Annotated in this window: 24 protein-coding genes; 11 read left to right on the top strand and 13 right to left on the bottom strand. The window is 63.4% G+C overall.

Features of this window, described 5'->3' with window-relative positions; genetic code table 11:
• Window positions 1–248 precede the first annotated feature (248 nt).
• The 4 genes from NKH02_RS16525 to NKH02_RS16510 all read right to left on the bottom strand — a co-directional run bounded on the left by NKH02_RS16525 (window position 249) and on the right by NKH02_RS16510 (window position 7,521).
• Window positions 249–2,564, bottom strand: coding sequence for a putative bifunctional diguanylate cyclase/phosphodiesterase (locus NKH02_RS16525; RefSeq protein WP_352880083.1), 2,316 nt, complete (start codon window positions 2,562–2,564; stop codon window positions 249–251).
• Window positions 2,565–2,700: 136 nt separating this feature from the next.
• Window positions 2,701–6,195, bottom strand: coding sequence for an indolepyruvate ferredoxin oxidoreductase family protein (locus NKH02_RS16520; RefSeq protein WP_352880081.1), 3,495 nt, complete (start codon window positions 6,193–6,195; stop codon window positions 2,701–2,703).
• Between the two features lie 173 nt (window positions 6,196–6,368).
• Complete coding sequence (locus NKH02_RS16515) at window positions 6,369–6,917, bottom strand: hypothetical protein (RefSeq protein ID WP_352880079.1); 549 nt, start codon at window positions 6,915–6,917, stop codon at window positions 6,369–6,371.
• A complete protein-coding gene (locus tag NKH02_RS16510; RefSeq protein WP_352880077.1) occupies window positions 6,910–7,521 on the bottom strand; it encodes a CGNR zinc finger domain-containing protein in 612 nt (203 codons plus the stop codon). The genes NKH02_RS16515 and NKH02_RS16510 overlap by 8 nt, the downstream gene beginning before the upstream one ends.
• Before the next feature lie 148 nt (window positions 7,522–7,669).
• Between NKH02_RS16510 and NKH02_RS16505 the strand changes: the two genes are divergently transcribed.
• The 4 genes from NKH02_RS16505 (at window position 7,670) to NKH02_RS16490 (ending at window position 12,170) form a co-directional block, all read left to right on the top strand.
• Window positions 7,670–8,575, top strand: a complete 906-nt coding sequence (locus NKH02_RS16505) for a branched-chain amino acid ABC transporter permease (protein ID WP_352880075.1) — start codon at window positions 7,670–7,672, stop codon at window positions 8,573–8,575.
• Between the two features lie 190 nt (window positions 8,576–8,765).
• Window positions 8,766–9,350, top strand: coding sequence for a TRAP transporter small permease subunit (locus NKH02_RS16500; RefSeq protein WP_352869223.1), 585 nt, complete (start codon window positions 8,766–8,768; stop codon window positions 9,348–9,350).
• Window positions 9,350–11,122: a TRAP transporter large permease gene (locus NKH02_RS16495; RefSeq protein ID WP_352880073.1), complete on the top strand. Its 1,773-nt coding sequence runs from the start codon at window positions 9,350–9,352 to the stop codon at window positions 11,120–11,122. The genes NKH02_RS16500 and NKH02_RS16495 overlap by 1 nt, the downstream gene beginning before the upstream one ends.
• A 19-nt stretch (window positions 11,123–11,141) precedes the next feature.
• A complete protein-coding gene (locus NKH02_RS16490; protein WP_352880109.1) occupies window positions 11,142–12,170 on the top strand; it encodes a zinc-dependent alcohol dehydrogenase family protein in 1,029 nt (342 codons plus the stop codon).
• 250 nt (window positions 12,171–12,420) lie between these two features.
• Here the strand turns inward: NKH02_RS16490 and NKH02_RS16485 are convergent, their stop codons facing one another.
• Window positions 12,421–13,530: a TRAP transporter substrate-binding protein gene (locus NKH02_RS16485; RefSeq protein WP_126067370.1), complete on the bottom strand. Its 1,110-nt coding sequence runs from the start codon at window positions 13,528–13,530 to the stop codon at window positions 12,421–12,423.
• 267 nt (window positions 13,531–13,797) lie between these two features.
• On the opposite strand from NKH02_RS16485, the gene NKH02_RS16480 reads away from it, so the two are divergent.
• Complete coding sequence (locus NKH02_RS16480; RefSeq protein ID WP_352880071.1) at window positions 13,798–14,571, top strand: gamma-glutamyl-gamma-aminobutyrate hydrolase family protein; 774 nt, start codon at window positions 13,798–13,800, stop codon at window positions 14,569–14,571.
• On the opposite strand, the gene NKH02_RS16475 is transcribed toward NKH02_RS16480, so the two are convergent.
• From NKH02_RS16475 to NKH02_RS16455, 5 genes are all read right to left on the bottom strand, one after another.
• A complete protein-coding gene (locus NKH02_RS16475) occupies window positions 14,572–14,976 on the bottom strand; it encodes a hypothetical protein (protein WP_352880107.1) in 405 nt (134 codons plus the stop codon).
• An 82-nt stretch (window positions 14,977–15,058) separates the two neighbouring features.
• Window positions 15,059–16,042 (bottom strand): 2-hydroxyacid dehydrogenase, encoded by a 984-nt coding sequence (locus NKH02_RS16470; RefSeq protein ID WP_352880069.1) that lies wholly within the window; start codon window positions 16,040–16,042, stop codon window positions 15,059–15,061.
• Window positions 16,039–17,061 carry a LacI family DNA-binding transcriptional regulator gene (locus NKH02_RS16465; protein WP_352869391.1) on the bottom strand — a complete coding sequence of 341 codons (1,023 nt, stop codon included), beginning with the start codon at window positions 17,059–17,061 and terminating at the stop codon, window positions 16,039–16,041. The genes NKH02_RS16470 and NKH02_RS16465 overlap by 4 nt, the downstream gene beginning before the upstream one ends.
• 78 nt (window positions 17,062–17,139) lie before the next feature.
• Window positions 17,140–18,024, bottom strand: a complete 885-nt coding sequence (locus NKH02_RS16460) for a DMT family transporter (protein WP_352880068.1) — start codon at window positions 18,022–18,024, stop codon at window positions 17,140–17,142.
• 177 nt (window positions 18,025–18,201) lie between these two features.
• Window positions 18,202–18,609 (bottom strand): DUF2000 family protein, encoded by a 408-nt coding sequence (locus tag NKH02_RS16455; protein WP_352880105.1) that lies wholly within the window; start codon window positions 18,607–18,609, stop codon window positions 18,202–18,204.
• A gap of 52 nt (window positions 18,610–18,661) precedes the next feature.
• On the opposite strand from NKH02_RS16455, the gene NKH02_RS16450 reads away from it, so the two are divergent.
• Complete coding sequence (locus NKH02_RS16450) at window positions 18,662–19,534, top strand: AraC family transcriptional regulator (RefSeq protein WP_352869232.1); 873 nt, start codon at window positions 18,662–18,664, stop codon at window positions 19,532–19,534.
• A gap of 15 nt (window positions 19,535–19,549) precedes the next feature.
• Here NKH02_RS16450 and NKH02_RS16445 read toward each other — a convergent pair whose 3' ends face one another.
• Together NKH02_RS16445 and NKH02_RS16440 are read right to left on the bottom strand one after the other, a co-directional pair.
• A complete protein-coding gene (locus NKH02_RS16445) occupies window positions 19,550–20,020 on the bottom strand; it encodes a MarR family winged helix-turn-helix transcriptional regulator (RefSeq protein WP_352869234.1) in 471 nt (156 codons plus the stop codon).
• Window positions 20,021–20,236: 216 nt separating this feature from the next.
• Complete coding sequence (locus NKH02_RS16440) at window positions 20,237–20,983, bottom strand: intradiol ring-cleavage dioxygenase (RefSeq protein ID WP_352880066.1); 747 nt, start codon at window positions 20,981–20,983, stop codon at window positions 20,237–20,239.
• 200 nt (window positions 20,984–21,183) lie between these two features.
• On the opposite strand from NKH02_RS16440, the gene NKH02_RS16435 reads away from it, so the two are divergent.
• The 4 genes from NKH02_RS16435 (at window position 21,184) to NKH02_RS16420 (ending at window position 24,211) form a co-directional block, all read left to right on the top strand.
• Entirely contained in the window at window positions 21,184–22,236 is a 1,053-nt protein-coding gene (locus tag NKH02_RS16435; RefSeq protein ID WP_352880064.1) for a CobW family GTP-binding protein, read from the top strand.
• Window positions 22,237–22,327: 91 nt separating this feature from the next.
• Entirely contained in the window at window positions 22,328–22,606 is a 279-nt protein-coding gene (locus NKH02_RS16430; protein ID WP_352880062.1) for a type II toxin-antitoxin system TacA family antitoxin, read from the top strand.
• Entirely contained in the window at window positions 22,603–23,130 is a 528-nt protein-coding gene (locus NKH02_RS16425) for a GNAT family N-acetyltransferase (protein WP_352880060.1), read from the top strand. The genes NKH02_RS16430 and NKH02_RS16425 overlap by 4 nt, the downstream gene beginning before the upstream one ends.
• 106 nt (window positions 23,131–23,236) lie before the next feature.
• Window positions 23,237–24,211, top strand: a complete 975-nt coding sequence (locus NKH02_RS16420; protein WP_352880059.1) for a WD40 repeat domain-containing protein — start codon at window positions 23,237–23,239, stop codon at window positions 24,209–24,211.
• 8 nt (window positions 24,212–24,219) lie between these two features.
• On the opposite strand, the gene NKH02_RS16415 is transcribed toward NKH02_RS16420, so the two are convergent.
• Window positions 24,220–24,672 (bottom strand): hypothetical protein, encoded by a 453-nt coding sequence (locus tag NKH02_RS16415; RefSeq protein WP_352880057.1) that lies wholly within the window; start codon window positions 24,670–24,672, stop codon window positions 24,220–24,222.
• A 150-nt stretch (window positions 24,673–24,822) separates the two neighbouring features.
• Between NKH02_RS16415 and NKH02_RS16410 the strand changes: the two genes are divergently transcribed.
• Complete coding sequence (locus tag NKH02_RS16410) at window positions 24,823–26,202, top strand: aspartate aminotransferase family protein (RefSeq protein ID WP_352880055.1); 1,380 nt, start codon at window positions 24,823–24,825, stop codon at window positions 26,200–26,202.
• Window positions 26,203–26,205: the final 3 nt, after the last annotated feature.

The following is a 26,205-nucleotide window of genomic DNA, read 5'->3' as shown; positions in this document are numbered from 1 at the left end:
TGCAGCATCCATCATCTGTCCTCGAAATTCCGCCTACGGACAAGCTATTCGAGTGGAAGTGAGACACAAGCTGAAATTTAGATGTTGTTGATTTACCTTCTGTTAACCTTAACAGGCGGACCCGCCCATTTGAGAATGTCTTAGTGGGGATTACGCCCCGAGAAGGATTTGGATCATTGCCTCCAAGGCATCGCACCCCATCAATAAAGGTGCGTGAGCCAAACCAACGCTCGCTGTCGGTCACGGCGCTAAATGGCTGTCCGTTTGCCAATGAGACGCAGGTCAGCGGCGAAGGGCCAAGTGACATTCGACATCGTCTCGATACCCGACGCACTGAGCGCGGCACCGAACAGGAAGCCCTGCACGAGATCGGGTTTGACCTGCGAGGCCAGGATCTTGAGTTGCTCGAAGGTCTCGACGCCTTCGACGGTCACGGAAAGTCCCAGCGGCCGCGACAGGTTGACGATGCCCTTGAGCAGTTCCAATGAACGCGGGTTCTGGGTGACGTCCATCAGGAACGAGCGGTCGATTTTGATCTTGTCGAGCGGCAGCTTATGCAGATAGCTCAGGCTCGAATAGCCCGTGCCGAAATCGTCGAGCGCGATGCGCACGCCAATCTGCTTCAATTCCTCGATGTACTGGCGTGTCAGCGACTTGTCGTCGAGCAGCGCCGTTTCGGTGACCTCGATTTCCAGCCGGCCAGCGGCGAGGCCGGAGCTCGCCAGCGCGTCGCGAACCTTCTGGATGACATCGCGGCTGCGGAAATCCTTGGCGGAGAGATTGACGGAGACGCTGGTCTGGTCGGGCCATTTGGCGCATTCGGTACAGGCTGCCTGCAGCACGAAGGTGCTGATCTCGGAAATGATGCCCATTTCCTCGGCCAGCGGAATGAAGATGCTGGGCGAGATCGGCCCGAGATCGGGATGGTCCCAGCGGCACAGCGCCTCGCAACCGGCGATGCGCATCGTGTTCATTGCCACGATCGGCTGGTAGACTACCCGCAATTCCTTGCTTTCCACCGCGCTGCGCAGATCCGCCTTCATCAGCTGACGGTTGCGGAACGCGGCGTCCATTGCCGCCTCGAACAGCCGCCAGCCGTTCTTGCCGAGTTCCTTGGCCTTGTAGAGCGCCAGGTCCGCCTTGACGATCATGGCGTCGACATCGGTATCCTTCACCCGCGACAGCACGGCGCCGCCGCTGGCCTGGACCCGCAGGCCGTGACCGGCGACGTCGACTTCTCCTTGCAGGCCGGCGAAAATCTCGTCGAGCTGGCTGGTCAGATGGCTCTCATCCTCGACGCGGTCGAAGAAGATCATGAACTCGTCGCCGCCGAAACGACTGACCGTGATGCCTTGCCCGGCAATGGCGGCAAGCCGCTCGGCAACGGCGTAGATCAAGCCGTCGCCGATCGGATGGCCGAGCGTGTCGTTGACGCTCTTGAAATCGTCGAGGTCGAGTACCGCCAGGCCGCAGAGCCGGTCGCGATCGCCGGACGCCATGGCCTCGCCGATCAACTCGTGGAAATAGGCACGGTTGGGCAGGCCGGTAAGATTGTCGTAACGCGCCATGAAGCGGATCTTGTCTTCCGCCTCGACGCGCGCCGTCACGTCCTCGAAGGTGATGACGCCCAGCTCCTGGCTGCCTTCGCGAGCCGAGAATTCATAGTGCTGGCCGTTGGCGAGGGAAACCAGCACCTTGCGGTCGCGGCCCTCGCGCAGCGCGCGCGTCAATTGGGCCTCGATGTAGCGGCAATCCTTCGGTGCCAACATGCCGGCGGCGACGCCACGCATCAAAAGACCGTGGATGGACCGCCCAAGCAGCGCATCCCCGGACTTGAGCGACATCAGATGGGCGGCTTCGGCATTGGCTACCGCCACGCGGCCGTTGGGGCCTAGCATGACCAGGCCGTGTGACATGGTGTTTAGGGCGCGATCGAACCTGTGCGCGAGCTTCTTTGCTTCCTTGTGGCCGATGACCGCCGAGAAAAGCACGTCGCGGACGTGGTCGGCGCTGTTGATCGTGATAAACGTCAAGGGGATGATCATCAGCCCCAGAACGACCGAGGGGATATCCATGCGCAGCAAGAGTGCAAGTGCTGCCGGACCAATGAAGGTCACGGAAAAAATCCGCACCATGAGCGGAGATCCGTAGTTCCGGCCAACAACCGTCACCAAGGTTGCGATGGCCAGCGACGTCGCGGCCAGTTCGGCAAAGGGATCGGGATAGACATAGATCGATATGAAGCACAGCGCGCCCAGGCCGAGGCCCTGCAGGCTGCCCTTGAGGATATAATTGCGCTCCCACCGCCGCGCCTCTTGGACATTGGCTATTACACCGCCCGCCTTCCGGAAGTCGCGAATGCCGAAGTAGCGGAAAAGGCTGATGGACAGCAGACTAAAAGAGAAAGCCAGGAACAATGAATTGTGCGTGCGCAAGTAGATCATGAATCCGAGGATCCAGTAGCACACGCCGCCAATCACCAGCATGTGAGCGTTGTCGAACAACGACCGCACAAACTGGATATAAACATCCGCCGGGATGTTTTCGGTCTTTGTTCTGCCCATATCGTCGGCCCAACGCTAGGCCTCGTCATCCCACATCCGCCTTAAGAAAGGCTTAGAACAGTGGCTTTGGCCCGGTTGCCGAAGGAGCGCAAATGCAGGACAGACCGGAAAATCAAGCTTCAGGTAAACAAGGCCTTCACTCGGCGGCCTGAAGTGCCGCCCCCGCCGGTGCGTTTGCGAGGCGCTGGAGCAACCGGGAGCGCTCCCCGGCTGCCTTCTCGGCGCTGGCCTGCCGGACATGGCCATAGCCGCGAATGAGGCTGGGCACCGAGGCAAGGGCCACCGCGGCATCGACCCTGGCCGGCGCCAGCGATTTGACGATGAGTTCCAGATCCGCCTCGAACTGTGCCAGGAGCTGCCGCTCCATGCGCCGCTCGGCGGTGTAGCCGAACGGGTCGAAGGCGGTGCCGCGCAGGCCCTTCATCGCTGCCAGCAGGCGAAATCCCTTCATCATCCAGGGGCCGAAGCTCGATTTCCTCGGTTTGCCGTCACTGCCGCGGCGGCCCATGATCGGCGGTGCGAGATGGAATTCGAGCTTTTCGTAGCTCTGGAACTGCTTGCGCAATTCGGCGGCGAACGAGCCGTCGGCATAGAGCCGCGCCACCTCGTACTCGTCCTTGATCGCCATCAGCTTGAACAGGTTCCTGGCGGCGGCTTCCGACACCGCGGTCGAACCGGGCACGGCCTTCGCTTCTGCGGCGCGCAATAGGGCCAGTCTTTTGGCATAACGCCTGCCATAGGCGCCGTTCTGATAGGCGGTCAGGAATGCCACGCGACGGGCAATGATGTCGTCCAAGGTCTCGGCGACATCGGCGGCCTTGCCGGTCTTTCCAGCGACGGTTGGGCCCGGCTGGGCGACAAGGCCTCGTACGAAATCCGGCTGGTGGGCGGCACGACGGCCCCAGCGGAAGGCGGCGATGTTCATCGCCACGGCTTCGCCATTGAGCTCGATCGCCTTCTCGACGGCTTCGGCTGAGAGCGGCAAGCCGCCATGCTGGAAGGCAAAACCGAGCATGAACATGTTGGCGCCGAGCGAGTTGCCGAACAGTGCCGTGGCGGTGCGGGTGGCGTCGAAGAAATGCGCCTTGTCGTCCCCGGCAGCGGTGCGGATCGCCTTCTTCAGGCGCTCTGTCGGCAACGAGAAATCGGCCGAACGGGCAAATTCGCCGGGCATGATCTCGGCGGTGTTGGCGAGGAAGATGGTATGGCCCTCGCGCACCGCGGTCAGCACCTTCTTGGCGCCCGACACGACGAGATCGCAGCCAAGCACGAGATCGGCCTTCCCCGCCGAAACGCGGATGGCATGGATGTCGTCCGGAGTACGGGCGATACGGACATGGGTGAACACCGAACCGCCCTTCTGGGCAAGACCGGCCATGTCGATCATGCCGCAACCCTTGTCCTCGAGATGGGCGGCCATGCCGAGCACGGCACCGACAGTGACGACACCGGTGCCGCCGACGCCATCGATGATCGCTGCCCAGCCTTGCTCGCCCAGCGGGAATTCGGCGGGCGTCGGCACGCCGTCGAGCGGATTGGCCTTGCCGGCAAGACCTTCGGCCTTGCGGATCTTGGCACCATGCACGGTGACGAAGGACGGGCAGAAGCCGTTGACGCAGGAGAAGTCCTTGTTGCAGCTCGACTGGTCGATCCTGCGCTTGCGGCCGAATTCGGTCTCGACCGGCTGGATCGAGACGCAGTTCGACTGCACGCCGCAATCGCCGCAGCCTTCGCAGACAAGTTCGTTGATGAAGACGCGCTTGTCGGGATCGGGAAAGGTGCCGCGCTTGCGGCGGCGGCGTTTTTCGGCGGCGCAGGTCTGGTCGTAGAGCAAGACCGATACGCCCTTGACGTCCCGCAGTTCGCGCTGGACGAGATCGAGATCGTCGCGGTGATGGATGGTGGCGCCGGCCGGGAATTCGGCCTTACCGGCATATTTGTCGGGTTCGTCGGTGACGATGGCGATGCGATCGACGCCTTCGGCCCGCACCTGCCTGGCGATCATATCGACGGTCAGACCGCCTTCGTGCGGCTGGCCGCCGGTCATGGCGACGGCGTCGTTGTAGAGGATCTTGTAGGTGATGTTGGCGTCGGTCGACAGCGCGAAGCGGATCGCCAGCGTGCCGGAATGGTTGTAGGTGCCGTCGCCGAGATTCTGGAAGATGTGGCCACGCTTCGAGAACGGCGCCTGGCCGACCCATTGCGCGCCCTCGCCGCCCATGGCCGTGAACCCGACGGTGTTGCGGTCCATCCACAGCGCCATGAAATGACAACCAATGCCGGCCCCGGCGATCGAGCCGTCCGGCACCTTGGTCGACGAATTGTGCGGGCAGCCGGAACAGAAGAACGGCGTGCGCGAGCCGATGTCGGTGGCGTCGGCGAGCATTGCCTGGAACTGACGCAGCTTGGCCACCCGCGCCGAAATCTCCTCGGACGGACCGATGGTCCTGATGATCCTCTCGCCAAGCGCGATGGCGATCTCGTTAGGGTCGAGCGCGCCCTTGGCCGGGAATAGCCAGTCGCCGCGCTCGTCCTTCTTGCCGACAATGACCGGCTGCGTGGCGGTGCCGTAAAGGCTCTCGCGCAGCTGCACCTCGATCAGCGAGCGTTTCTCCTCGACGACGACGATGGTGTCGAGGCCGCGGGCGAAGTCGGCGATGTGATGCAGGTCGAGCGGCCAGGGGCAGCCGACCTTGAACAGCCGCACGCCGATGCGGTTGGCGGCCGCCTCGTCGATGCCGATGTCCTCCAGCGCCTGGCGGACGTCGAGATAGCTCTTGCCCAGCGTGATGATGCCGATCTTGGGGTTGCGGCCGCCCGAATAGACGATGCGGTTCAGCCCGTTGGCATGGATAAAGGCGGAAGCCGCGGCGCGCTTATGCTCATGCAGCCGCTCCTCCTGGCCGAGCATATCGATCTCGTGGCGGATGTTGAGACCGCCGGGCGGCATGTCGAAATCCGGCACGACGATGTTCAACCGCTCGAGCGAGGCATCGACCGAGGCCGTCGATTCGATGTTGTCCTTGACGCATTTGATCGCCGCCCAGGTGCCGGCAAAGCGCGACATGGCAAAGCCGTAGAGCCCGTAATCGATGACCTCCTGGACACCGGCCGGGTTGAGGATCGGCACCATGGTGTCGACGAACAGGAATTCGGTGGCATGCGCGTTCGTCGAGGATTCGGCCATATGATCGTCGCCCATCAGGGCGAGCACGCCGCCATGCTTGGACGAGCCGGCGAGATTGGCATGGCGGAACACATCGCCGGAGCGATCGACGCCCGGCCCCTTGCCGTACCAGACCGAAAAGACGCCGTCATGGGTGCCCTCGCCCAGCAGCTCCGTCTGCTGCGCGCCCCAGCAAGCGGTGGCGGCCAGCTCCTCGTTGAGGCCTGGCTGGAAGACGATGTCGGCCTGAGCGAGCTGTTTCTTGGCCTTCCACAGCTGCATGTCGAGGCCGCCGAGCGGCGAGCCGCGATAGCCGGAGACGAAACCGGCCGTGTTCAAGCCGGCGCGGCGGTCACGCTCGCGCTGCATCAGGAGCATGCGGATGACCGCCTGCGCGCCCGACAGGAAGATGCGCTCCTTTGCGAGGTCGAACTTATCGTCGAGCGCGACGTCATGCAGCGTCATCAGGAATTTCCTCTGCGGAGGCCGCGCGGGGGCAGGCAGCCAACGTCGGGGTCGGATGACGCATCCTTTCTTCCCTTGCAAGGCAGGTCAAACAAAATCGCAGGTGCCGGGCAACGCACGACGAACAGTCGGCGACCATCGCCGCGGGCATTGCACGGCGCTGCAGCGACGCGTCAGGTGCCCTTCGAGCAATCCGGCTTCGGCTCGCCCGGCAGCTTGCCGTCGGGATGGCCGGCGAGATCGGGATTGGCCGTATAGAGCTGGTCGATGACCAGCGGCCGGTCGGGCAGGATCGACTGGTCTTCCGTCGACATCAGCGTGGTGTCGATCTCCTGCAAGACCGCACCGTCGGCTCCCTTGATGCTGATGGCGATCGCATAGGGCTTGTTCTTGACGACGCAGGTCAGCGCCGGGCTCTCCAGCGTCACCTTGTCGAGCTTCGGCCACACCTTCTGCTCGACCACCAATGGCGCGCCGCCGGCGGGATCCTGGAAGCTGGCGACCGCTACCTGACCATCTCCCATCGGCTTCAGCGGCCGCAGCGTCACGACATAGGTCGCCCTGGCGAGGCGGTAATTGAAGACGAATATCTTACCGGAAATCTCGAACAGCTTGCCTTCGTCTTCACCGGTATCGCGGCCGGTGTCGCGGCAGGCGCCGAGCGCAACGGCGGCAATGAGTGCCGCACCGACGACGATCGAACGGGAAAGACCCTTAGGCATTTTTGACCTCATTTTCCGCCATGCGGCGGCGACGATAGTGACGCCTAGCCTTCTGCCTGTTGCCGCACACCGCCATGTCGCACCAAAGGCGGCTGGAATTGCGACTTCTGTCGACGAACAGCCAGGTGCAGTTGGGACAAATTCTGAGCCTTGCGGCGGTGTCGTCGCACAGCAGCGAGAGCGCCGAAACCGCCAGCGCCGTCTCGAAGGCGATCGGCGTCACCGGATCGCCGAACGGCCTTCCCGGCGCACCGATCTCGGTCCGGCTACCGTCCAGGCCATCGGAGCAGGCTTTGAGGAAGCCCGGCAAATCGGAGGTTGAAATAGAACCCTTCGACACCGCGCCACGAAACAGCCGGTCCGTCGCCTCACGGATCGACAGCACGACGGGTGCAATCGTCGCCGGTGACGGTGCTGCCAGCGGTCTGCCGCCAAGCTCGGCTGCGCGAAAGCGGCTCGCCGCATCGGCGAAGCGGGCAATCTCGGCTGGATCGTCGAAGCGGTCGAAAGACCTCCGCGGATCGCCGCGCAGCACGACGGTGTTGGCCGTGTCGAGCGCAAGCAGGCCGCCGGTGAAGCGGTGCGGGGTCCAGGATACCGTCATATCGGAAATCTAACCGATAAATCGCATTTGACAAGTTAGATTCGACGATGCAAACCTTACCGCAGGATGCGGTCTCCGCAGCCTTTTGAGCATGTCGTCGTCACAAAACCACTTCGCTTTTTTGGGCGACATGTTCCGAGGTTCTTGCATGCTCTACTTCTTCCAGCAGGTCCTGAACGGACTGCATTCGGGCGCGCTCTATGCGCTGCTCGCCTTCGGCTATGTGCTGACCAACGGCATCCTGCATCGCACCAACCTCGCCTATGGCGCGCTGTTCGCCTTTTGCGGACAAACGATGATCCTCACCGCGGCCTTCGGCTATCAGGTGCTTTGGCTGACACTGCTTGCGGCGGTGGCGCTCGGCGTCGTCGCGGCTTTCCTCTATGCCGCGCTGCTCAGCCACGTGCTGTCGCGCAGCGTCTTCGAGCCATTGGCCGACCGTACACCCAACGCGATCGTAGTGACGACGCTCGGCATCCTGCTGCTGTTGTCCGAGGCGAGCCGCATTGCGGCCGACACGCACGATCTGTGGCTGCCGCCGATGCTGGCACAGCCTGTCATTTTCGCGCAGGGCGCGACCTTCAAGGCGACGCTGACGCTTATCCAGCTCATCGACTGCGCGGTGGTGCTGGCGGCAATCGCACTGGCCAGCTGGGCATTTGCCCGTTCGAGCTTCGGCCGGCAGTGGCGCGCCGTCTCCGACGATCCCAAGGCGGCCGCGATGTGCGGCGTCGACGTGCGCGCGGTGTTACGGCATGCTGTGCTGTTCGGCGGTTTCTGCGCCGCGCTGGCCGGCGTCATGGCCGGCCTCTATTACGGCAATGTCAGCTTCGGCTCCGGCCTTGTCTACGGGCTGAAGATCCTATTCGTGACGGCGGTCGGCGGCTATCTCTCGCCGCCGCGGGCGGCGCTCGGCGCGGCCGCTTTCGGCATGGCCGAATCGCTGTGGGCCGGCTATTTCCCGGTCGAATGGCGCGATGCGTGGATGTATCTGTTCCTGGTCGCGATCCTGGTGCTGATCGGCGCCGGCCGCGACACCGGCAAAATCGCCTGAACCGCATCAGACTTTGGTTGAATGACGCGGGGGCAGAGAGCCGGTATCCGCCCAGCTCTCCCGTGCAATGATATTTTGCCGCCGCTATCCTTGTTGACCCGTCAGTCCACGCGCGGCATACCGTTGGACCACGCGGCGTGACGGGCAATAAGGGGGAGCCGGCACGCCTCCGACACACAGGGAGGAATGCATGGCAGGGCTTCTCGCTCTATCCAGGACCATCGATCGCGCGAATGAGTTCATTGGCAAATGGGTCTCGTGGCTGATCCTGCTGGCGATCCTGGTGAGCGCAGCCAACGCCATCATCCGCAAGGTGTTCGACATATCCTCGAACGCCTGGCTCGAGCTGCAGTGGTATCTGTTCGGCGCCGCCTTCATGCTGGCCGCCGCCTATACGCTGAAGCAGAACGAACATATCCGCATCGACGTCGTCTACGGCCTGTTTTCGCGCCGCATGCAGCACTGGATCGACCTGCTTGGCCATATCCTCTTCCTGATGCCGTTCGTGACGCTGATGGTGATCTATTTCGTTCCCTATGTGTCGCTGTCGTTTCGCAGCGGCGAGATGTCCAACAACTCCGGCGGGCTGATCATCTGGCCGGCCAAGGCCATCCTGCTGGTCGGCTTTTTCCTGCTCGCACTTCAAGGCATCTCCGAGATCATCAAGAAGATCGCCATCATGCGCGGCGACATGGACGACCCCAATCCCTTCATATCGGTGCATGAGCAGGCCGAGCTCGAAGCCAAGGCGCTGGCCGACGAGGTGCGCTCGTGATGGAGTTCATCGCCCAGAACATGGCGCCGATCATGTTCGCTTCGCTGATCCTGTTCATGCTGATCGGCTATCCAGTCGCCTTTTCGCTGGCCGCGAACGGCTTGATGTTCTTCTTCATCGGTGTGCTCCTCTCGCCCTATTCCGGTGGATCGATCAATCTTGCCTGGCCGCTTCTGCACGCACTGCCGGATAATTTCTACGGCAGCCGGGTGATGTCGAACGACACGCTGCTGGCCATTCCGTTCTTCACCTTCATGGGCATCGTGCTTGAACGATCGGGCATGGCCGAAGATCTGCTCGACACGATAGGCCAGCTGTTCGGGCCGATCCGCGGCGGCCTCGCCTATGCGGTGATCTTCGTCGGCGCGCTGTTGGCGGCGACCACCGGCGTGGTGGCGGCATCCGTCATTGCCATGGGCCTGATCTCGCTGCCTATCATGCTGCGTTACGGCTATGATCGGCGCGTGGCGGCCGGCGTCATCGCGGCGTCGGGCACGCTCGCCCAGATCATCCCGCCATCGCTGGTGCTGATCGTACTCGCCGACCAGCTCGGCCGGTCGGTCGGCGACATGTATGCGGGCGCGCTGATCCCGGGCCTCGTGCTCACGGGCCTCTACATGCTCTACATCCTGATCATGTCGATCATCCGGCCGAACTCGATGCCGGCGCTGCCGCTCGAGGCCCGCAAGCTCGGCCATGGCGTGATGTCCTTGCTGGTGGCGCTGGCGGTCACATCAGCGGTTTCCTACGCGGCGTATCGCTATCTCGCGCCGGCCCATGGCGACAATGCCGACATTCTCGGCGCCACTGCCGGCGTGTTCTTCATCTACATCGTGGCCATTGCCGACAAAGGCTTGAACTTCAACATGATGTCCAGGCTCGCGCAACAGGTGATCATCGTGCTGATCCCGCCGCTGGCGCTGATCTTCCTGGTTCTGGGCACCATCTTCCTCGGCATCGCCACCCCGACCGAGGGCGGCGCCATGGGCTCCGTCGGCGCCTTGATCATGGCGGCGGCAAAGGGCCGGCTGTCGCTTGACGTGGTCAAGCAGGCGCTGACCTCGACGACGCGGCTGTCGTCCTTCGTGCTGTTCATCCTGATCGGCGCGCGGGTGTTCTCGCTGACCTTCTACGGCGTCAACGGCCACATCTGGGTCGAACACCTGCTGACCTCGCTGCCGGGCGGCGAAGTCGGCTTCCTGATCGGCGTCAACCTGCTCGTCTTCTTCCTCGCCTTCTTCCTCGACTTCTTCGAGCTCGCCTTCATCATCGTGCCGCTGCTGGCGCCGGCCGCCGACAAGCTCGGCATCGACCTGATCTGGTTCGGCGTGCTTCTGGGCGTCAACATGCAGACCAGCTTCATGCACCCGCCCTTCGGCTTCGCGCTGTTCTACCTGCGTTCGGTGGCCGCCCGCGTGCCCTATCTCGACCGCCTGACCGGCAAACAGATCGCACCCGTGACCACCGGACAGATCTATTGGGGCGCGGTGCCCTTCGTCTGTATTCAGGTGATCATGATCGGGCTGACCATCGCCTTCCCGCAAATGGTGATGCACTACAAGGGAACGACCGTCGATCCGGGCACGATCGATTACAAGGTGCCGGAGGCACCCGGCCTGTCGCCGCTCGGCACACCATCTGCGGGCGGCACGGCACCAGCCGCTCCCGCCGCGCCCGATGATCTGTCGCAGCCGCCGAACTTCGGCGAACCGGCGCCGGCCCAACCGGCAGCACCGCAGCCGGATCTGTCGCAGCCGCCAAGCTTCAACTGAACCCGGCATGAGCAAGATCATGAAGGCGGTTCGGCTGGAAGCGGTGGGCAGCATCGCGCTGCGCGAAGTCGACAAGCCTGATATCGGGCCGGACGAGCTTCTGGTGCGTGTCGAAGCCTGTGGCGTCTGCGGTACAGACCGGCATCTGTTTCACGGCGAATTTCCTTGCACGACGCCGGTGACTCCCGGCCATGAGTTCTCCGGCATCGTCGAGGCGATCGGAGCATCCGTATCCGGCTTTGCCATTGGCGATCGTGTCACCGGCGACCCCAACATCGCCTGCGGGCGTTGTGCCCATTGTCATGCCGGACGGGTCAACCTCTGCAGCAATCTGCAAGCCATCGGCATCCATCGCGACGGCGGCCTTGCCGAATACCTTGCCTTGCCGCAGAAGCAGGCTTTTGTCCTGCCTGTGGGCCTGGATCCGATGCACGGTGCATTCTGCGAGCCGCTCGGTTGTTGTCTGCATGGCGTGGACCTTGCCGGGATCAAACCGGGCGGCTCGGTGGTCGTTCTGGGCGGCGGCGTGATCGGCCTACTCACCGTGCAACTGGCTAGACTGGCCGGGGCCACCACCGTCATTCTGTCGACCAGGCAAGCCTCGCGGCGCGCGCTCGCCGAGGAACTCGGTGCCACGGCGACGGTCGATCCGACCGCCGCCGATGTCATCGAAGCCATCGCCGGACCGGCGGGCATGGTGCCGGGCGGAGCCGACGTGGTGTTCGAATGCGCGGGCGTGCGAGAGACCGTCGAGCAATCGATGCGGCTGGCCCGCGCCGGCGGCACCGTCGTCATCGTCGGCGTGACGCCGCAAGGCATGAAAGCGGAATTCGAGCCCTTCGACCTTTTGTTCCGGGAACTGAGGGTGCTCGGTTCCTTCCTCAATCCGTACACCCATCGCCGCGCCGCCGAACTCATCGCATCGGGTGCCATCGAGATCGACAGGCTGATCTCCAGGCAGGTGGCCCTCGAGGACGCGGCCGCGGTGATTGCCAATCCACCGGCGCCCGGCGAGGTAAAGGTGCTGGTGGTGCCAGGCCGGAGCTGAGTGGCTACCGCCCCAGATTGTTAGTTACAAGCGTCCGCGCCGCCCCTCATCGCCCTGCCGGGCACTTCTCCCCGTATAGTGACGGGGAGAAGGACGCCTTCATCGCCGATTTCGCCGATCATCCGCATTGCAGGGGCGCCGCGGCCGGTGCCAGCTCTCTTCTCCCCGTCACTATACGGGGAGAAGGTGCCGGAAGGCGGATGAGGGGCGACGCGGACTTCGACTTCAGCCAGCGCAAACCGTTGAAGGGCTACAGCTTGCCGTTGCGTTGCTGGACCATCATGAAGGTGTCGTAATTGTATTCGGCCACCTGCGCCCAGAGATAGTGCTCCTTGCGGAAGCCCTTGATCGATTCCCAGATCTTCTTGAACGGGGCGTTGGAGGCTTCCATTTCGGCATAGACCTCGTTGGCCTTTTCGAAACAGGCGGCCATGATCTCCTGGCTGAACGGGCGCAGTTTCGCGCCGCCGGCCACCAGCCGCTTGACCGCCGCGGGGTTCAAATAATCGTATTTCTGCAGCATGTTGGCATCGGCGGCTTGTGCCGCGGTGCGCAGCAGCGACTTGTACGTCGGCGAAAGCTCGTCGTATTTCGCCTTGTTGAACATCAGGTGGACGGTCGGGCCGCCTTCCCACCAGCCGGGATAGTAGTAGTAGGGTGCGACCTTGTAGAAGCCGAGCTTCTCGTCGTCATAGGGGCCGACCCATTCGGCTGCGTCGATAGTGCCTTTTTCCAGCGCCGGGTAGATATCGCCGCCGGCGATCTGCTGCGGCACGACGCCGAGCTTCTGCACCACCTTGCCGGCAAAGCCGCCGATGCGCATCTTGAGGCCGGAAAGGTCGGCCACCGTGTTGATTTCCTTGCGGAACCAGCCGCCCATCTGCACACCGGTGTTGCCGCCCGGCAGGCCGAAAAGGCCCTGCGTGGCGAGAAACTCGTTGAACAGGTCGATACCGCCGCCGTGGTAGTGCCAGGCATTCATGCCACGTGCGTTGAGCGAGAAGGGAACCGCCGCGCCAAGCGCCCATGTCGGGTCCTTGCCCCAGTAATAATATGCCACCGTGTGGCAGGCCTCGACCGTGCCGGCCGTGGTGGCGTCGGCGGCCTGGAGGCCCGGCACCAGTTCGCCGGCGGCGAAGACCTGGATCTGAAAATTGCCGTCGGTGGCCTCCGACAGCATCTTGGAGAACACCTCGGCGCCGCCATAGATAGTGTCGAGCGATTTCGGGAAGGACGATGCCAGCCGCCACGTCACCTTGGGATTGGACTGAGCGATTGCTGGCGCCGCCAGCGTGGCCGCCGCCGCCGCGGCACCGACGCCGGTGACACCGGCCTTGCGAATGAATGAACGACGATCCATGAAGTTCCTCCCTTTCGGATCAACAGACCGATGTTCGGGGATATCCTCGATTCCCATATCGGTTCGCTCGAAACAATACACGGGCAAGAAGTCGAGTCCAGCACGGCGGCCCGATTTGACGGCGCTGCCCAGCTGCCCTGCAACTATAGTCTAACAGGCCGTTTCGTGGCCCACGCGACACGCTGAAACTTGGCATGGAAAAATAGCCGGGGATCGCCTATTTTAGAGGCAGGACATCCCCTTGCCCAGATGGAACACAGAGCCAAAATGCATCAGCCGCTCGTCGCCATATCGACCGACGTCCGTCAGTTCGACAACTACACCTGGCATGCCGCCCCGCAGCAATATCTGGAAGCGGCGATCACCGGCGCCGGCGTGTTCCCGGTGCTTGTGCCATCATTCGGCGACCGGCTCGACTTCGACGAACTTCTGTCGTCGGTCGACGGCGTCATGGTCACCGGCTCGAAATCCAATGTGCATCCTTCGCTCTATGGCGGCGATGCCAGCGAAGCCAACGGCCCCTATGACCCGGCGCGCGACGCCACGACGCTGCCGCTGATCCGCCGGGCGATCGAGCGCGGCGTGCCGCTGCTCGCCATCTGCCGCGGCATCCAGGAGATGAACGTTGCGCTGGGCGGCACGCTCGGCACCGAGATCCAGGAGCGTGAGGGTTCGCTCGATCACCGTGCGCCGGTGAGCGACAATCAGGACGAACGCTTCGGCATCCGGCAAAAGGTGACGATCAAGCCCGGAAGCTGCCTGGCCGGTGTGTTCGGCGAGGGTGATATCATGGTCAATTCCGTACACCGCCAAGCCGTCGACCGGCTCGGCCCGAAGCTGCAGATCGAGGCCGTCGCCAGCGACGGCACGGTCGAGGCGGTGTCGGTCAGGGATGCCCGCGCCTTCGCCGTCGGCGTGCAATGGCATCCGGAATATTGGGTCAAATCGGACAGCAACTCGACGAAAATATTCCGTGCCTTCGGCGATGCGGTTCGCCTGCACGCCGCGGCGAAGGCTGGCGCGCGGGCCGCGGCCGAATAATCAATCGCCGGATTTCGAATCACCGGTAGCCGCCAGCGACAGAAGTGGCGCGGCCGGGGCATAGGATTCATAGCCGTCGCCGTCGGCAGCCGCGAATGTGACGATCGCATCGACACCGTTGGCGCTGAAGGCGACCGTGCCGTCGTTTTGCTCGCGCCAGAACTTCGCCTGCTCTATGCCCGGCAAGAGCCGGCGGCATTTCGGAGCAACGGCGAGCAGGGACAAGCCATCCGAAATTTCGGCCCCGCGGCTGACCGCACAGGCCGCCTCATCGCCATTGGCGACCAACCTGTAGCTGTTGGACGGCGCGACTTCGTCGGCGGCACTTTCACCGCTGCCACCGTGAAACAGCTGAATGCCGCCAAACAGCGCTGCGGCAGCGATCAATGCGGAAAGTGCTTTCATCATTCTTCATCCACGCACACGCACAGGATAAAGAATGATTCCAAAGGGTTAAGCTGACGTTAATAAGTGTGGCAGCCGCAGCTCAGCCACGAGCCCTGACCCCAGCCGTCTCGGGCACCGGCGTCAGCGGGCGGCGCTCGGTGAACCAGGACACCAGATTGTCGACGCACAGGTCGGCCATGGCGCGGCGGGTGTGGCCCGAAGCCGAACCGACATGCGGCAACAGCGAGGTGTTTGGCGCGTCGAGCAACGCCTTGGGCACGTTCGGTTCGTCGGCAAAGACATCGAGGCCGGCAGCGGCGATGATGCCGTTGGCGAGTGATGCCGCAAGCGCCGTCTCATCGACCGTGCTGCCACGGCCGATGTTGACGAAGACGCCGTCGGCGCCAAGCGCCGACAAGATTTCGGCATTGACCGCCTTCTCCGTCGAAGCTCCGCCAGGTGCCACCGAAATCAGGGTATCGACGGCTTCGGCAAGCCCTTTCAGCGTCGGGTGATACTGATAACTCAAGCCTTCAACCTGGCGCCGGTTGTGGTAGGAAACCGGCAGGCCGAAAGCCTCCAGACGCCGGGCGATGGCTTGCCCGATGCGGCCCATGCCAAAAATACCCACACTGCGCCCGCGCAAGGTCAGCCGGCTCAGCGGATAGTTGCCCTTGCGCACCCAACTGCCGTCGCGCAGCCAGGTTTCGGCGCGCGGCAGGTCGCGGACAGTGTTGATCAGCAGCCCGATGGCGGTGTCGGCAACCTCCTCGGTCAGCACATCGGGGGTGTTGGTGACCATGATGTTTTTCGCCGCCGCATGGCCGACATCGACCGAATCATAGCCGACGCCGAAGGAAGCGATGAGTTCGAGATTGGGCAGGGCATCCATCATCGCCGCGTTGATGCCGGCAAACGAAGCAATGCCACGCACGTTGCCGCGCATCTCGTCGGTGACCAGGGACGGATCGGCGCGTTCGATTGTGACACGCCTGAATGTGCGGTTGATGCGGTCGATCGCATGATCGTTGAAATCGCCCGGCACCAGGATGGCGACGGTTTGCAGCTGTTCGGCCTTGGTCATGCACGCTCCACCGGCTTGCCGGTCGACTGACGCACATGCAGTTCCGGCTTGATCAATTCCTGCGAGGGCCGCACCATCTGCCCGTTTAGCTTGTCGAGCAGCGCGCTGGCGGCGCGGCGGCCAACCTCGCGCTGTCCGTTCCAGACGGTGGTCAGCGCCGGCGTCGCGATCGCCGCCTCTTCGAGATCGTCATAGCCGGTGACGGAGATATCGACGCCAGGTACCAGGCCGGCGCGGGCAATGCCGTTCATGAGGCCGATGGCAACGAGGTCGTTCCAGCAGCAGGCAGCCGTCGGTCTGTCCTTCAGCGCCAGGAACTGGCCGGCTGCCTCGAAGCCGGCCTGCTTGGTGCGCGGGCCGGCGATGCGCCAGGACGGCCTGACTTCCAGCCCGGCCGCGTCCATGGCGTTGACGTAGCCCTGGTAACGATCACGGCCGGTCGAGGTCTGGTCGGTGCCGCCGATCATGGCGATGCGCTTGTGGCCGAGCGAGATCAGATGGTTGGTGGCGAGCCCGGTGCCATAGGCATCGTCGCCGCGAAAGACCGGCACGTCGGCGCCCTCGACGGTGCGCGCGATCAGCACCGCCGGCAGGCCATTCTCCTCGGCCATCACGATGTCGGAGGCCGGTGTGCCGATGGCCGGCGACATGATGACCCCGTCGGCGCCGAGCTGCAAAAGCGTGTCGATGAAAGTGCGCTGCTTTTCGAGCTGATCATAGTGGTTGGACAGGATGAAGGTCTGCCGGCTGCGGTCGAGCTCGCTTTCGATCGAGCGCAGGATCTCGGCGAAGAACGGATTCATGATGTCGTGGACGACAACGCCGACAATGCCCGACCGCGAGGTGCGCAGGCTGGCGGCGCGGCGGTTGTAGATATAGCCGATGGCGCGGGCGTGTTCCTTGATGCGGTCGCGGGTGATTCCGGCAACCAGAGGGCTGTCGCGCAGCGCCAGCGAGACCGTGGCCGTGGACACGCCGAGCGCATCCGCGATCGTCGAAAGCTTGATTTTCTGTGCCAGCGCCTTGCGCCCCCCGAACGACCTGAATTCAGACCTAAACTGTTTAAAGGCGGCGTTATGCCACCGATCGGAGGCAAATCAAAGTTTTTTTGCCAGCGCTTCCGCCTCGACATCCGAGGCCGCGCGGCTCTGCAGCCGAAGCCGGTGCTCGCGGTGGACGATGTAGAGGCCGCTGGCGACGATGATGGCGGCTCCGACCAGCGTCCAGCGGTCGGGAAACTGCTTGAAGACGATCCAGCCGGAAATGATCATCCACACCATCTGGGAATAGGGATAGGGCGCCAATGCCGTGGTCGTCGCCAGCCGGTAGGCCTGAACCAGCAGCCAGTGGCCGACGCCGCCGAACACGCCAAGCATGAGCAGCACGAACCAGTGCCAGCCGTCATGTGGGAGCGAAAACGAAAACGGCAGCAAGGGCAACAGCAGCAGCGCCGGCGCCAGCGCCGAGAACAGGATCAGGCTCTCCGACGTCTCGGTCGCCGACATGCGGCGCGTCATGATGACGTAGAAGCAGTTCGACAGCATCGAGCCGAGCGCGAAGAGATGCCCGATGCCGAAAACCCCGACGCCTGGCCGGGTGATGATGAGAACCCCCGCAAAGGCCGCCAGGATCGCCAGCCAGCGGCGCCAGCCGGCCCACTCACCAAGCAGCGGACCGGCCAGCGCCGTGATCACCATCGGCCCGAAGAAATAGATCGAGGTGGTCTCGGCCAGTTGCAGGGACCGCAGCGCCAGGACGTTGAATATGGTCGATCCAAACAGGAACAGGCCGCGCAGGACATGTGCCGGCAGATTGACCGGGCGAAATCGCGCCGGCTGGCGCCAGCCGCGCAGCAGCGTGCCGACCAGCACCACATGCACGGCAAAGCGCACCCAGGCGACGATCAGCACGGAAACGCCGGCCAGGACGAGATACTTGCTGCTGGTGTCGAGGAAGGTGAAGCAGACATAGGTGGAAAGCATGCACAGGATCGCCACCGGGGGCGTCGCGCTTTCTGGATATCTTTGGGGAGCACTCACTTGCAGGCCGGGTGGGAAGCTGGCTGAAGCCCACCTTTGCGGGAATTGCCGGCTCCCGGCAAGCCAAAAGCGCCTGGCACAACAAGACGCGGCGACAGGCTTGGTCCATGCGTCGGAAAGCTAGGCGTGCATGCGGGCACCCTTGGTGATCTTGTCGACCAGCTTCTTCTCGGCGCGAAGCGCAATACCGACCACCTTGGCGTCTTCGGGCGCGAACTCGGCGAAGACGGCGCGGTTGGCGGCGTCGAAGCCGGTCGAAAACATCTCCTCGACATAGAGCGAGGTGGTCACGCCGCGCTCCAGCGTGCGCCTGTGGATGGTGGCCAGCGTCGCATGGTCGGCGGACAGCACGATGACGGGCTGGATAGACAGCGGGTTGTAGAGATTGCCAGCGCGGTCGCGATAGGGCTCGCCGATGATGTCCGGAAACTGCGCGGCGATGCCGCTGGTCAGGAAGGCGGTGACGTTGAGTTTCTGCCAGACCGGCAGATCCTGCCTGAGCACGATTGCAAATTTCGTATCGAACATGAGAAAATAGACCATTCGAGGTTGCGCCCCGGTTTCGGGACTGAAGGAGACGATGTCTCACGATCTAGACAGCCAGGCCTTTAGAGGTCTTGGACGTTTGTGCGTCGATGCGGCGGAAAACTGCATCATCTCCGCCCCCGACCCCGCCGGCATGGAGCGCATCGAGGCGCGGTTCCATGGCAGCGCCTTCGACCTGCATCGTCACGATACCTATGCGATCGGCGTGACGCTGCACGGGGTGCAGACGTTTCGCTATCTCGGCGAGACGCGCCACAGCCTGCCCGGCCAGATCATCGTGCTGCATCCCGACGAGTTGCATGACGGCGGCGCGGGCACCGAGGACGGCCTGCGCTACCGAATGCTCTACCTGGAGCCGTCGTTGATGCTCGACTGCCTTGGCGGCGCTTCGCTGCCTTTTGTTGGGGATGGCGTGGTGACGGACGCGGCTTTCCGCGCAATGCTGCTTTCGGCGCTGGGGCCGCTGGAGCAGGAACTCGACGAATTGTTCGTCGACGACTTCCTGACGCAACTGATGCAAAGCCTGACACGGCATGCCGGCCAACCTGCCAAGCCAATGGCCAGAACGGCGTGGCGGGCGGCTATGCTGGCGCGCGACTATCTTACGGAAAACCTCGCCCGGCCGGTGCGTTCGGGCGAACTGGAAGCGGTCACCGGGCTCGACCGCTATGCCTTGTCACGGCATTTCCGCGCCGCCTTCTCGACCAGCCCGCATCGCTTTCTGGTGATGCGCCGGCTTCAGCGCGCGCGGCGGATGATCGCCGCCGGCGAACCATTGGCGCAGATCGCCGTCGACGCCGGCTTCAGCGACCAAAGCCATTTCATAAGACAATTCAAGAAGGCGTTCGGCATGACGCCGGGACGCTGGTCTTCGCTGATCCGTGGATCGGCCGCAGCGGCGGCTTGAACGCCTGCCGTACGATCAGTCGTCCAGCTCGGCGTCGTCGTCGATCAACGCCAGTTCTTCGTTCGAGAGGTTGGCCTCGATGCGGGCGAGCAGCTTGAACAGCGTCTTCTGGTCCTTCTTGTCGAGGCCTTTCAGCGCCTGCTTTTCCGTCTTCTTCACCGATTTCTCGATAGCGTGAATGATGTCGCGCCCGGTGTCGGTGAGGAAGATATGCGCCTGGCGGGCATCGGCCTCGGAGGCGCGCTTCTCCAGGAAACCCTGGGCCTGAAGCCGGTTGATGGTCTTGGTAATGGTGGGCGGGCGCACGCCGAGGCGTCCTGCCAGATTGCCAGGCGTCTGGCCATCTTCACGGTCGAGCGACAGCATGATCTGGTCCTGGCCGGCATAGAAGCCGTGCGCCAGAAGCCGTGCCGCCAGCGCGGTTCTTGCCAGCCTTGCCGCCGAATGCAGCCGGCTCATTGTCGCAGTCTTGTCCGCCTTGGCCATGGTCATCCCTCTTCGGCCGTACCGGTGCGGGTAGCATAGAGGCAGCCGGCCGGTTGGCAATCGACGATCAAAAAGATTCCGGCGCTTCAAACAGCTTTGCCGGCAAGCATTGTGGCGTCCGCCGTGGCTAATGCCAGATGTTTATTTCAGTTAGATGACAAACGAGTTTTCGCGGCCGGAGTTTTCGCCGTGGGCAGGTACGTGAGGGAATGCCGCTCAGCCGGGCTTCACCGCGACGATCATCAGCGCCTGATAGACATCCTCCACCTCGCGCAGTGCGGCCTGCGACAGCGGTCCGGCCCGCCTGGCGATGCCGTCACTGGCGTTCGAGGTGTCGCGCTTGCCGGGCCGGTCATTGTAGGGTGCGACGGTGGTGAATATCTGCTCGCTGAGACCGTCGGGGAAAAACAACTGGCCGGTCATCACCGAACTGTCGTCGGGGAAAACCTTGAAATGGATATGGGTGGTGCGGCCGCGATACCAGCCGGGATAGATGGTGGCGAAGGAAACGATGCCGCTTGCATCGGTCTTCTGCCAACCGCGCAGGAAGGTCTGGCCCGATGTATCGACATCCCTGCCGTCACCTTGTCCAGGATAGCCCGAATAGGCACCTTGGGCGTCGCAATGCCAGATATCGACGCGAGCGCCGGCAAGCGGGCGGCAGGCAGCGTCGACGACCTGCAGCCGGACAGCAAGAGCAATGCCCTTCTTGCCTTCGGTGACATCGGCACGTTCGAGTTTCGGGTCGAAATAGAACGGCCCCTCGGTCACCTCAGGCGTAATGACGCACACGCCCGCGCCGGTTTCGAACAGAGCCAGTCCGGCATAGGGTGAAACTTGGGTAGCCGAAGATTGGGCGGCCATTGCGGAGGCGGGCAGGAAGGCACCACCGCCGGCCGTGACCGCGATCAAGCCGAGCGCCTGGCGCCGGCTCAATGGGAAGGAGGATGGCTTGCCGGACATATCTTGCCTCTCGAATTGGCCTCCCGTGTCCTGATCTAGGCGGTCACAGCGGCTCTCGCCAGTCAAAATTCGGTAATGGCAGCAGCTTGTTTGGCCCATCGGTTTGCCTCGTGCAAAAGCCCGGCGCACATCCTATATGGAGCCGACAATCTCATTTCGATGGCCGGATCTTTCGCGGCCCAGATAGTTCGAGGCAACCCATGAGCGACGCACAGACGCAGATTCCCGTAACCGTTCTCACCGGCTATCTCGGCGCCGGCAAGACGACGCTGCTCAACCGCATCCTGTCGGAAAACCACGGCAAACGCTACGCCGTCATCGTCAACGAGTTCGGCGAAATCGGCATCGACAATGACCTGATCGTGGAATCCGACGAGGAAATCTACGAGATGAACAATGGCTGCGTCTGCTGCACGGTGCGCGGCGACCTGATCCGCGTCGTCGAGGGCCTGATGCGCCGACCCGGCCGCTTCGACGCCATCGTGGTCGAGACCACCGGGCTCGCCGATCCGGTGCCGGTGGCGCAGACCTTCTTCATGGACGACGACGTGCGCTCCAAGACCAGGCTCGACGCGGTGGTGGCGCTGGTCGACGCCAAGCATCTGCCGCTGCGGCTCAAGGATTCCAGGGAAGCCGAGGACCAGATTGCTTTCGCCGACGTCGTCGTGCTCAACAAGACCGACCTCGTCACCCCCGAAGAGCTTGCCAAGGTCGAGGCGACGATCCGCGCCATCAATCCGGCGGCGAAGATCCATCGCACGACGCGAGCCGGCGTCGCTTTGTCCGAAGTGCTCGACCGCGGCGCGTTCGACCTGTCCCGGGCACTGGAAAACGATCCGCATTTCCTCGAGGCGCATGACGATCACGACCATCATGACCACGACCATGACGGCCACGATCATCATGATCATGACGGACACGATCACCACCATCACGCGCATCCTTCCGACATCCATGACGTGACCGTGCAGTCGGTGTCGCTGCGCGGCGGCGAGATGGACCCGAAGAAATTCTTCCCGTGGATCGAGAAGATCACCCAGATGGAAGGCCCCAACATCCTGCGGCTGAAGGGCATCATCGCGCTCAAGGGCGATGACGAGCGCTATGTCATCCAGGGTGTCCACATGATCATCGAGGGCGACCACCAGCGCGCCTGGAAGGACGGCGAGAAGCATGAAAGCCGGCTGGTGTTCATCGGCCGCGAACTCGACGCCGAGCGGCTGAAGAAGAGTTTTGACGCCTGCCAGGCCTAGGTCATTCTTCGTAGCGCTGCTCATTGCGGGTTGAATATCTCCTCGTGTACACATATCATGTGTACACGATATTAGCGGCGAGGAGTGACCTATGCCTAGATCAGCCGACAACAAGACCGAGCGCTACCAAATCCGCATTCCGGCTGAGCAAAAGGCGATGATCTCCCGCGCCGCAGCGCTGTCGCACAAGGATATGGCCGACTTTATCCTCGACAAGGTCGTGCCCGAAGCGCAGGCCGTGATCGAAGCAGCGGAGGTGACGAAGGTGTCCGGTCGCGATTTCTCGCGCATCCTCGACCTGTTGGAGCACCCGCCAAAGCCAAACGCCAAGCTCAAGGCCGCGATCGCTGCCTTGCCGGCTACTCTGTGACGCTTCCATCCTGGCACGAAGAACCGATTGCGAAACGTCATGATCGGGCTTCCTTCGATTGCGGCGACGCGCAGATGAACGATTTTCTACGGCGTTTCGCGCGACAGAGCCACGATCAGAATGCAGCCAAGACCTTCTGTGCGGTCGATGACGCGGCTTCGGAGCATATCTTCGGTTTCTATACGATTGCACCGTCTGCAGTCGCCTACGAAACCGTGCCCGAAGACATGACGAGAGGCTTAGCCCGACACGAGGTTTCCGGCTTCAAGCTTGCACGGCTCGCGACCGACCGCGCCGTCGCAGGGCAAGGGCTCGGCGGCCAGTTGCTTGCTGCCGCGGCGTTGCGCTGCCTGCGACTTGCTGGCGAGGGCGGCGGTATCCTGCTCATCATCGACGCCAAGAGCGAGCGAGCGGCAAGGTGGTATGCCAGCTATGGCGCCGAGCCCCTCCAAGGATCGGATTTGACCCTGGTGATGCCCCTGGCGACGTTTGCAACCGATCTGCGGGAGAAAGGACTGCTTTGACAATCCCCTCTCGGGACTTGCCGAACCTCATGGTTGCCGGAACCGCAAACGTCGAGTAAGCCGCCCGGACTGTTTCTACAATCTCGTCCAGGTGAATAGAATAGTCATGCCCACAGTCGCCCCGCTTGATCTCGAAGGCCATTGCATCGCCGCCGTCTTTCTCGGCGACGTGCCGCATTTCGCGATGGCCGACGGCGCCATCCATCGGCTGGACCATGGCCACAAGACGGTGCAGGCCAATGACGGGCTGCTCGCCGCCTTTCACGATGCGGCCAACGATCGGCTGGTCACCGGCGGCGAGGACGGCAAGGTGTTTGCCGTGAAAGCGGGCGGCGAGGCCACGGAATTGGCAAGCGCGGCCAAGAAGTGGATCACCAGCGTTGCCGCCGGACCGCAAGGCGCCATCGCCTATGCGACCGGCAAGACCGCCTTCGTGCGCTTCGCCGACGGCAAGACCCGGGAATTCGTCCATCCGCGCTCGGTCGAGGGGCTGGCGTTCTCGCCCAAGGGCATGCGCTTCGGCGTTGCCCGCTACAATGGCGCGACGCTGCATTTCCCGGCCGCCGAGGGCAAGCCGGTGGAGCTCGAATGGGCCGGCGCCCACACCGGCATCACCTTCTCGCCGGATGGCGCCTTCCTGGTCACCACCATGCAGGAAAACGCATTGCACGGCTGGAAGCTCGCCGACGGCAAGCACATGCGCATGAGCGGTTATCCCGCCAAGGTCAAGAGTCTGTCGTGGAGCGCGAAGGGCAAGTGGCTGGCGAGTTCCGGCGCGCCGGCGGCGATCGTCTGGCCGTTTTCAGGCAAGGACGGTCCGATGGGCAAGGCACCGCTGGAACTCGGCACGCGCGGCAATGCCATGGTGACGGCTGTCGCCTGCCACCCGAGCCAGGATGTCGTCGCCGTCGGCTATGATGACGGCATGGTGATGGCGGTGCGTTTTGCCGACGCCAAGGAAGTGCTGTTGCGGCGGCCGGGCAAGGGCGCCATCACCTCGATGATGTGGGACAAGGAAGAACGCCGCGTCGCTTTCGGCAGTGCGGCCGGAGATTGCGGCGTCATCGACATCACGGCGTAATTTCAGGTTCATTCGGCCCCGCAGGAGACCTTTCCGGTCAGTTCGACCGTCTTGCCGTCCTTGTCCGTGTCGGCGGCATGGTCATAGACGGCGAGCGTGTACTGGCCGTCATAGACGCCTTCGTCGCTGGTCTTGGTCAGGATCGTCAGCTCGACATAGTTGTAGGTATCCGCGAGCTGATGCTCGCGGTAGATGTTCAGCCGCAATTCCTTGCCGTCCAGCCAGTACTGGGTGAGGTTGGAATCCTCGAACACCGTCTTGCGCAGATGATCGCCAACTGGCCTCGCCTTGATTTCGAGATCGCCGCGAAAGTTGAAGGTCGGGCCGCCCATGCCTCTGGTGACGCCGGCGCCGACGTCGAACGTCACAGCCGCATCGTCAACATTGCACCAGATGCCGCCTGAAGCGAAGGCCGCGCTGGCCGACGACAGAAGCATTGCCACACAGATGATCGTCCGCATTTTTGTCCCCCGTTGCCGCCTGTATTGGCGCTGACTTCACCAACGGGGTCAAGCAGTGCCAATGCCGGCTGAGCCAATGCAGGACAGATGCGCGGCCAATTGCAGATGCGGACATGGATTGGCTAAGAGGGACAGACCAGAGGGGTTTTCATGCACAGCGACACTTCAAGGACGGCCATCGGCGGCATCGGCCGCGACCGCATTGCCGAACTGCGCGAGACCGAGGGGGCGTCCTTCCGCAAGGCCCGGCCAAAGTCGCAAGCCAAGGCCGGCAATGGCCTGCCCGGCTTCTTCGGCGGCGTGCCGATGCACTGGATGAACGACTGGCCGACGCCGTTTCCCATCCTGGTCGACAGCGCCAAGGGCGCGACCATCACCGATATCGACGGTATCAGGCTCGACGATTTCTGCCTTGGCGACACCGGCTCGATGTTCGGCCATTCGCCGACGTCGGTGGCGCGCGCCATCCGCCGCCAGGCCGGACGCGGCCTGACCTATATGCTGCCTTCGGAAGACGCGCTCGCGATCGGGCCGCTGCTGCGGCAGCGTTTCGGCCTGCCGTTCTGGCAGATCGCGACGACAGCGACCGACGCCAACCGCTTTGCGTTGCGCGTCGCCCGCGCCGTCACCGGCCGGGAGAATATCCTGGTCTTCAATGGCTGCTATCACGGCTCGGTCGACGAGACGATGGTGCGGCTGATCGACGGCAAGCCTGTCAACCGGCCGGGATTGGCCGGCGAGTTCCGCGACCTGACCCGTACGGCCAAGGTCATCGAGTTCAACGATGTCGCTGCGCTGAAAGCCGCGCTCAGGGACAAGGACGTGGCCTGTGTCATTGCCGAGCCGGTGCTGACTAATTCCTGCATGGTGCTGGCCGATGCCGGTTTCCACGATGCGCTGCGCAGACTGACGCGCGAAGCCGGCACACTGCTTCTGATCGACGAGACCCACACGATCTCGACCGGTCCGGGCGGCTACACCAGGAAATACGGACTGGAGCCGGATTTTTTCGTGCTGGGCAAGCCGATCGCCGGCGGCGTGCCGGCAAGTGTGTGGGGTATGAGCGACGACGTCGCCTCGCGCTACGCCGCCTACAACAGGACCAAGGAGCCGGGCTATTCCGGCATGGGCACGACGCTGTCGGCCAACCCGCTGCAGTTCGCGGCGATGCGCGCCACGCTCGAAGAGGTGATGACTGAAGAAAATTATGACCGCATGGATCATCTGGCGCGGCGGCTCGATGCCGGGCTGACCGGCGTGATCGACCGCTGCCGCCTGCCCTGGCATGTTTCCCGCGTCGGCGCGCGCGTCGAGTTCATCTGCGCGCCCGGCCCCTTGAGGAATGGCGCCGAGGCGGAAGTGGCGCATGCGCCGGAACTGGAGGCGGCCATCCATGTCGCGCTGGTCAATCGCGGCGTGCTGATCGCCCCCTTCCACAACATGATGCTGATCTCGCCGGCGACTTCAGGGGCCCAGGTCAACCGGCTGATTGCCGCCTTCGGCGCGGTTGCGGCAAAGCTTGCGGCATGAGAC

The sequence above is a fragment of the Mesorhizobium sp. M1396 genome (assembly GCF_040317725.1).
GTDB lineage: Bacteria > Pseudomonadota > Alphaproteobacteria > Rhizobiales > Rhizobiaceae > Mesorhizobium.
This window is presented reverse-complemented; position numbering and strand designations above follow the sequence as displayed.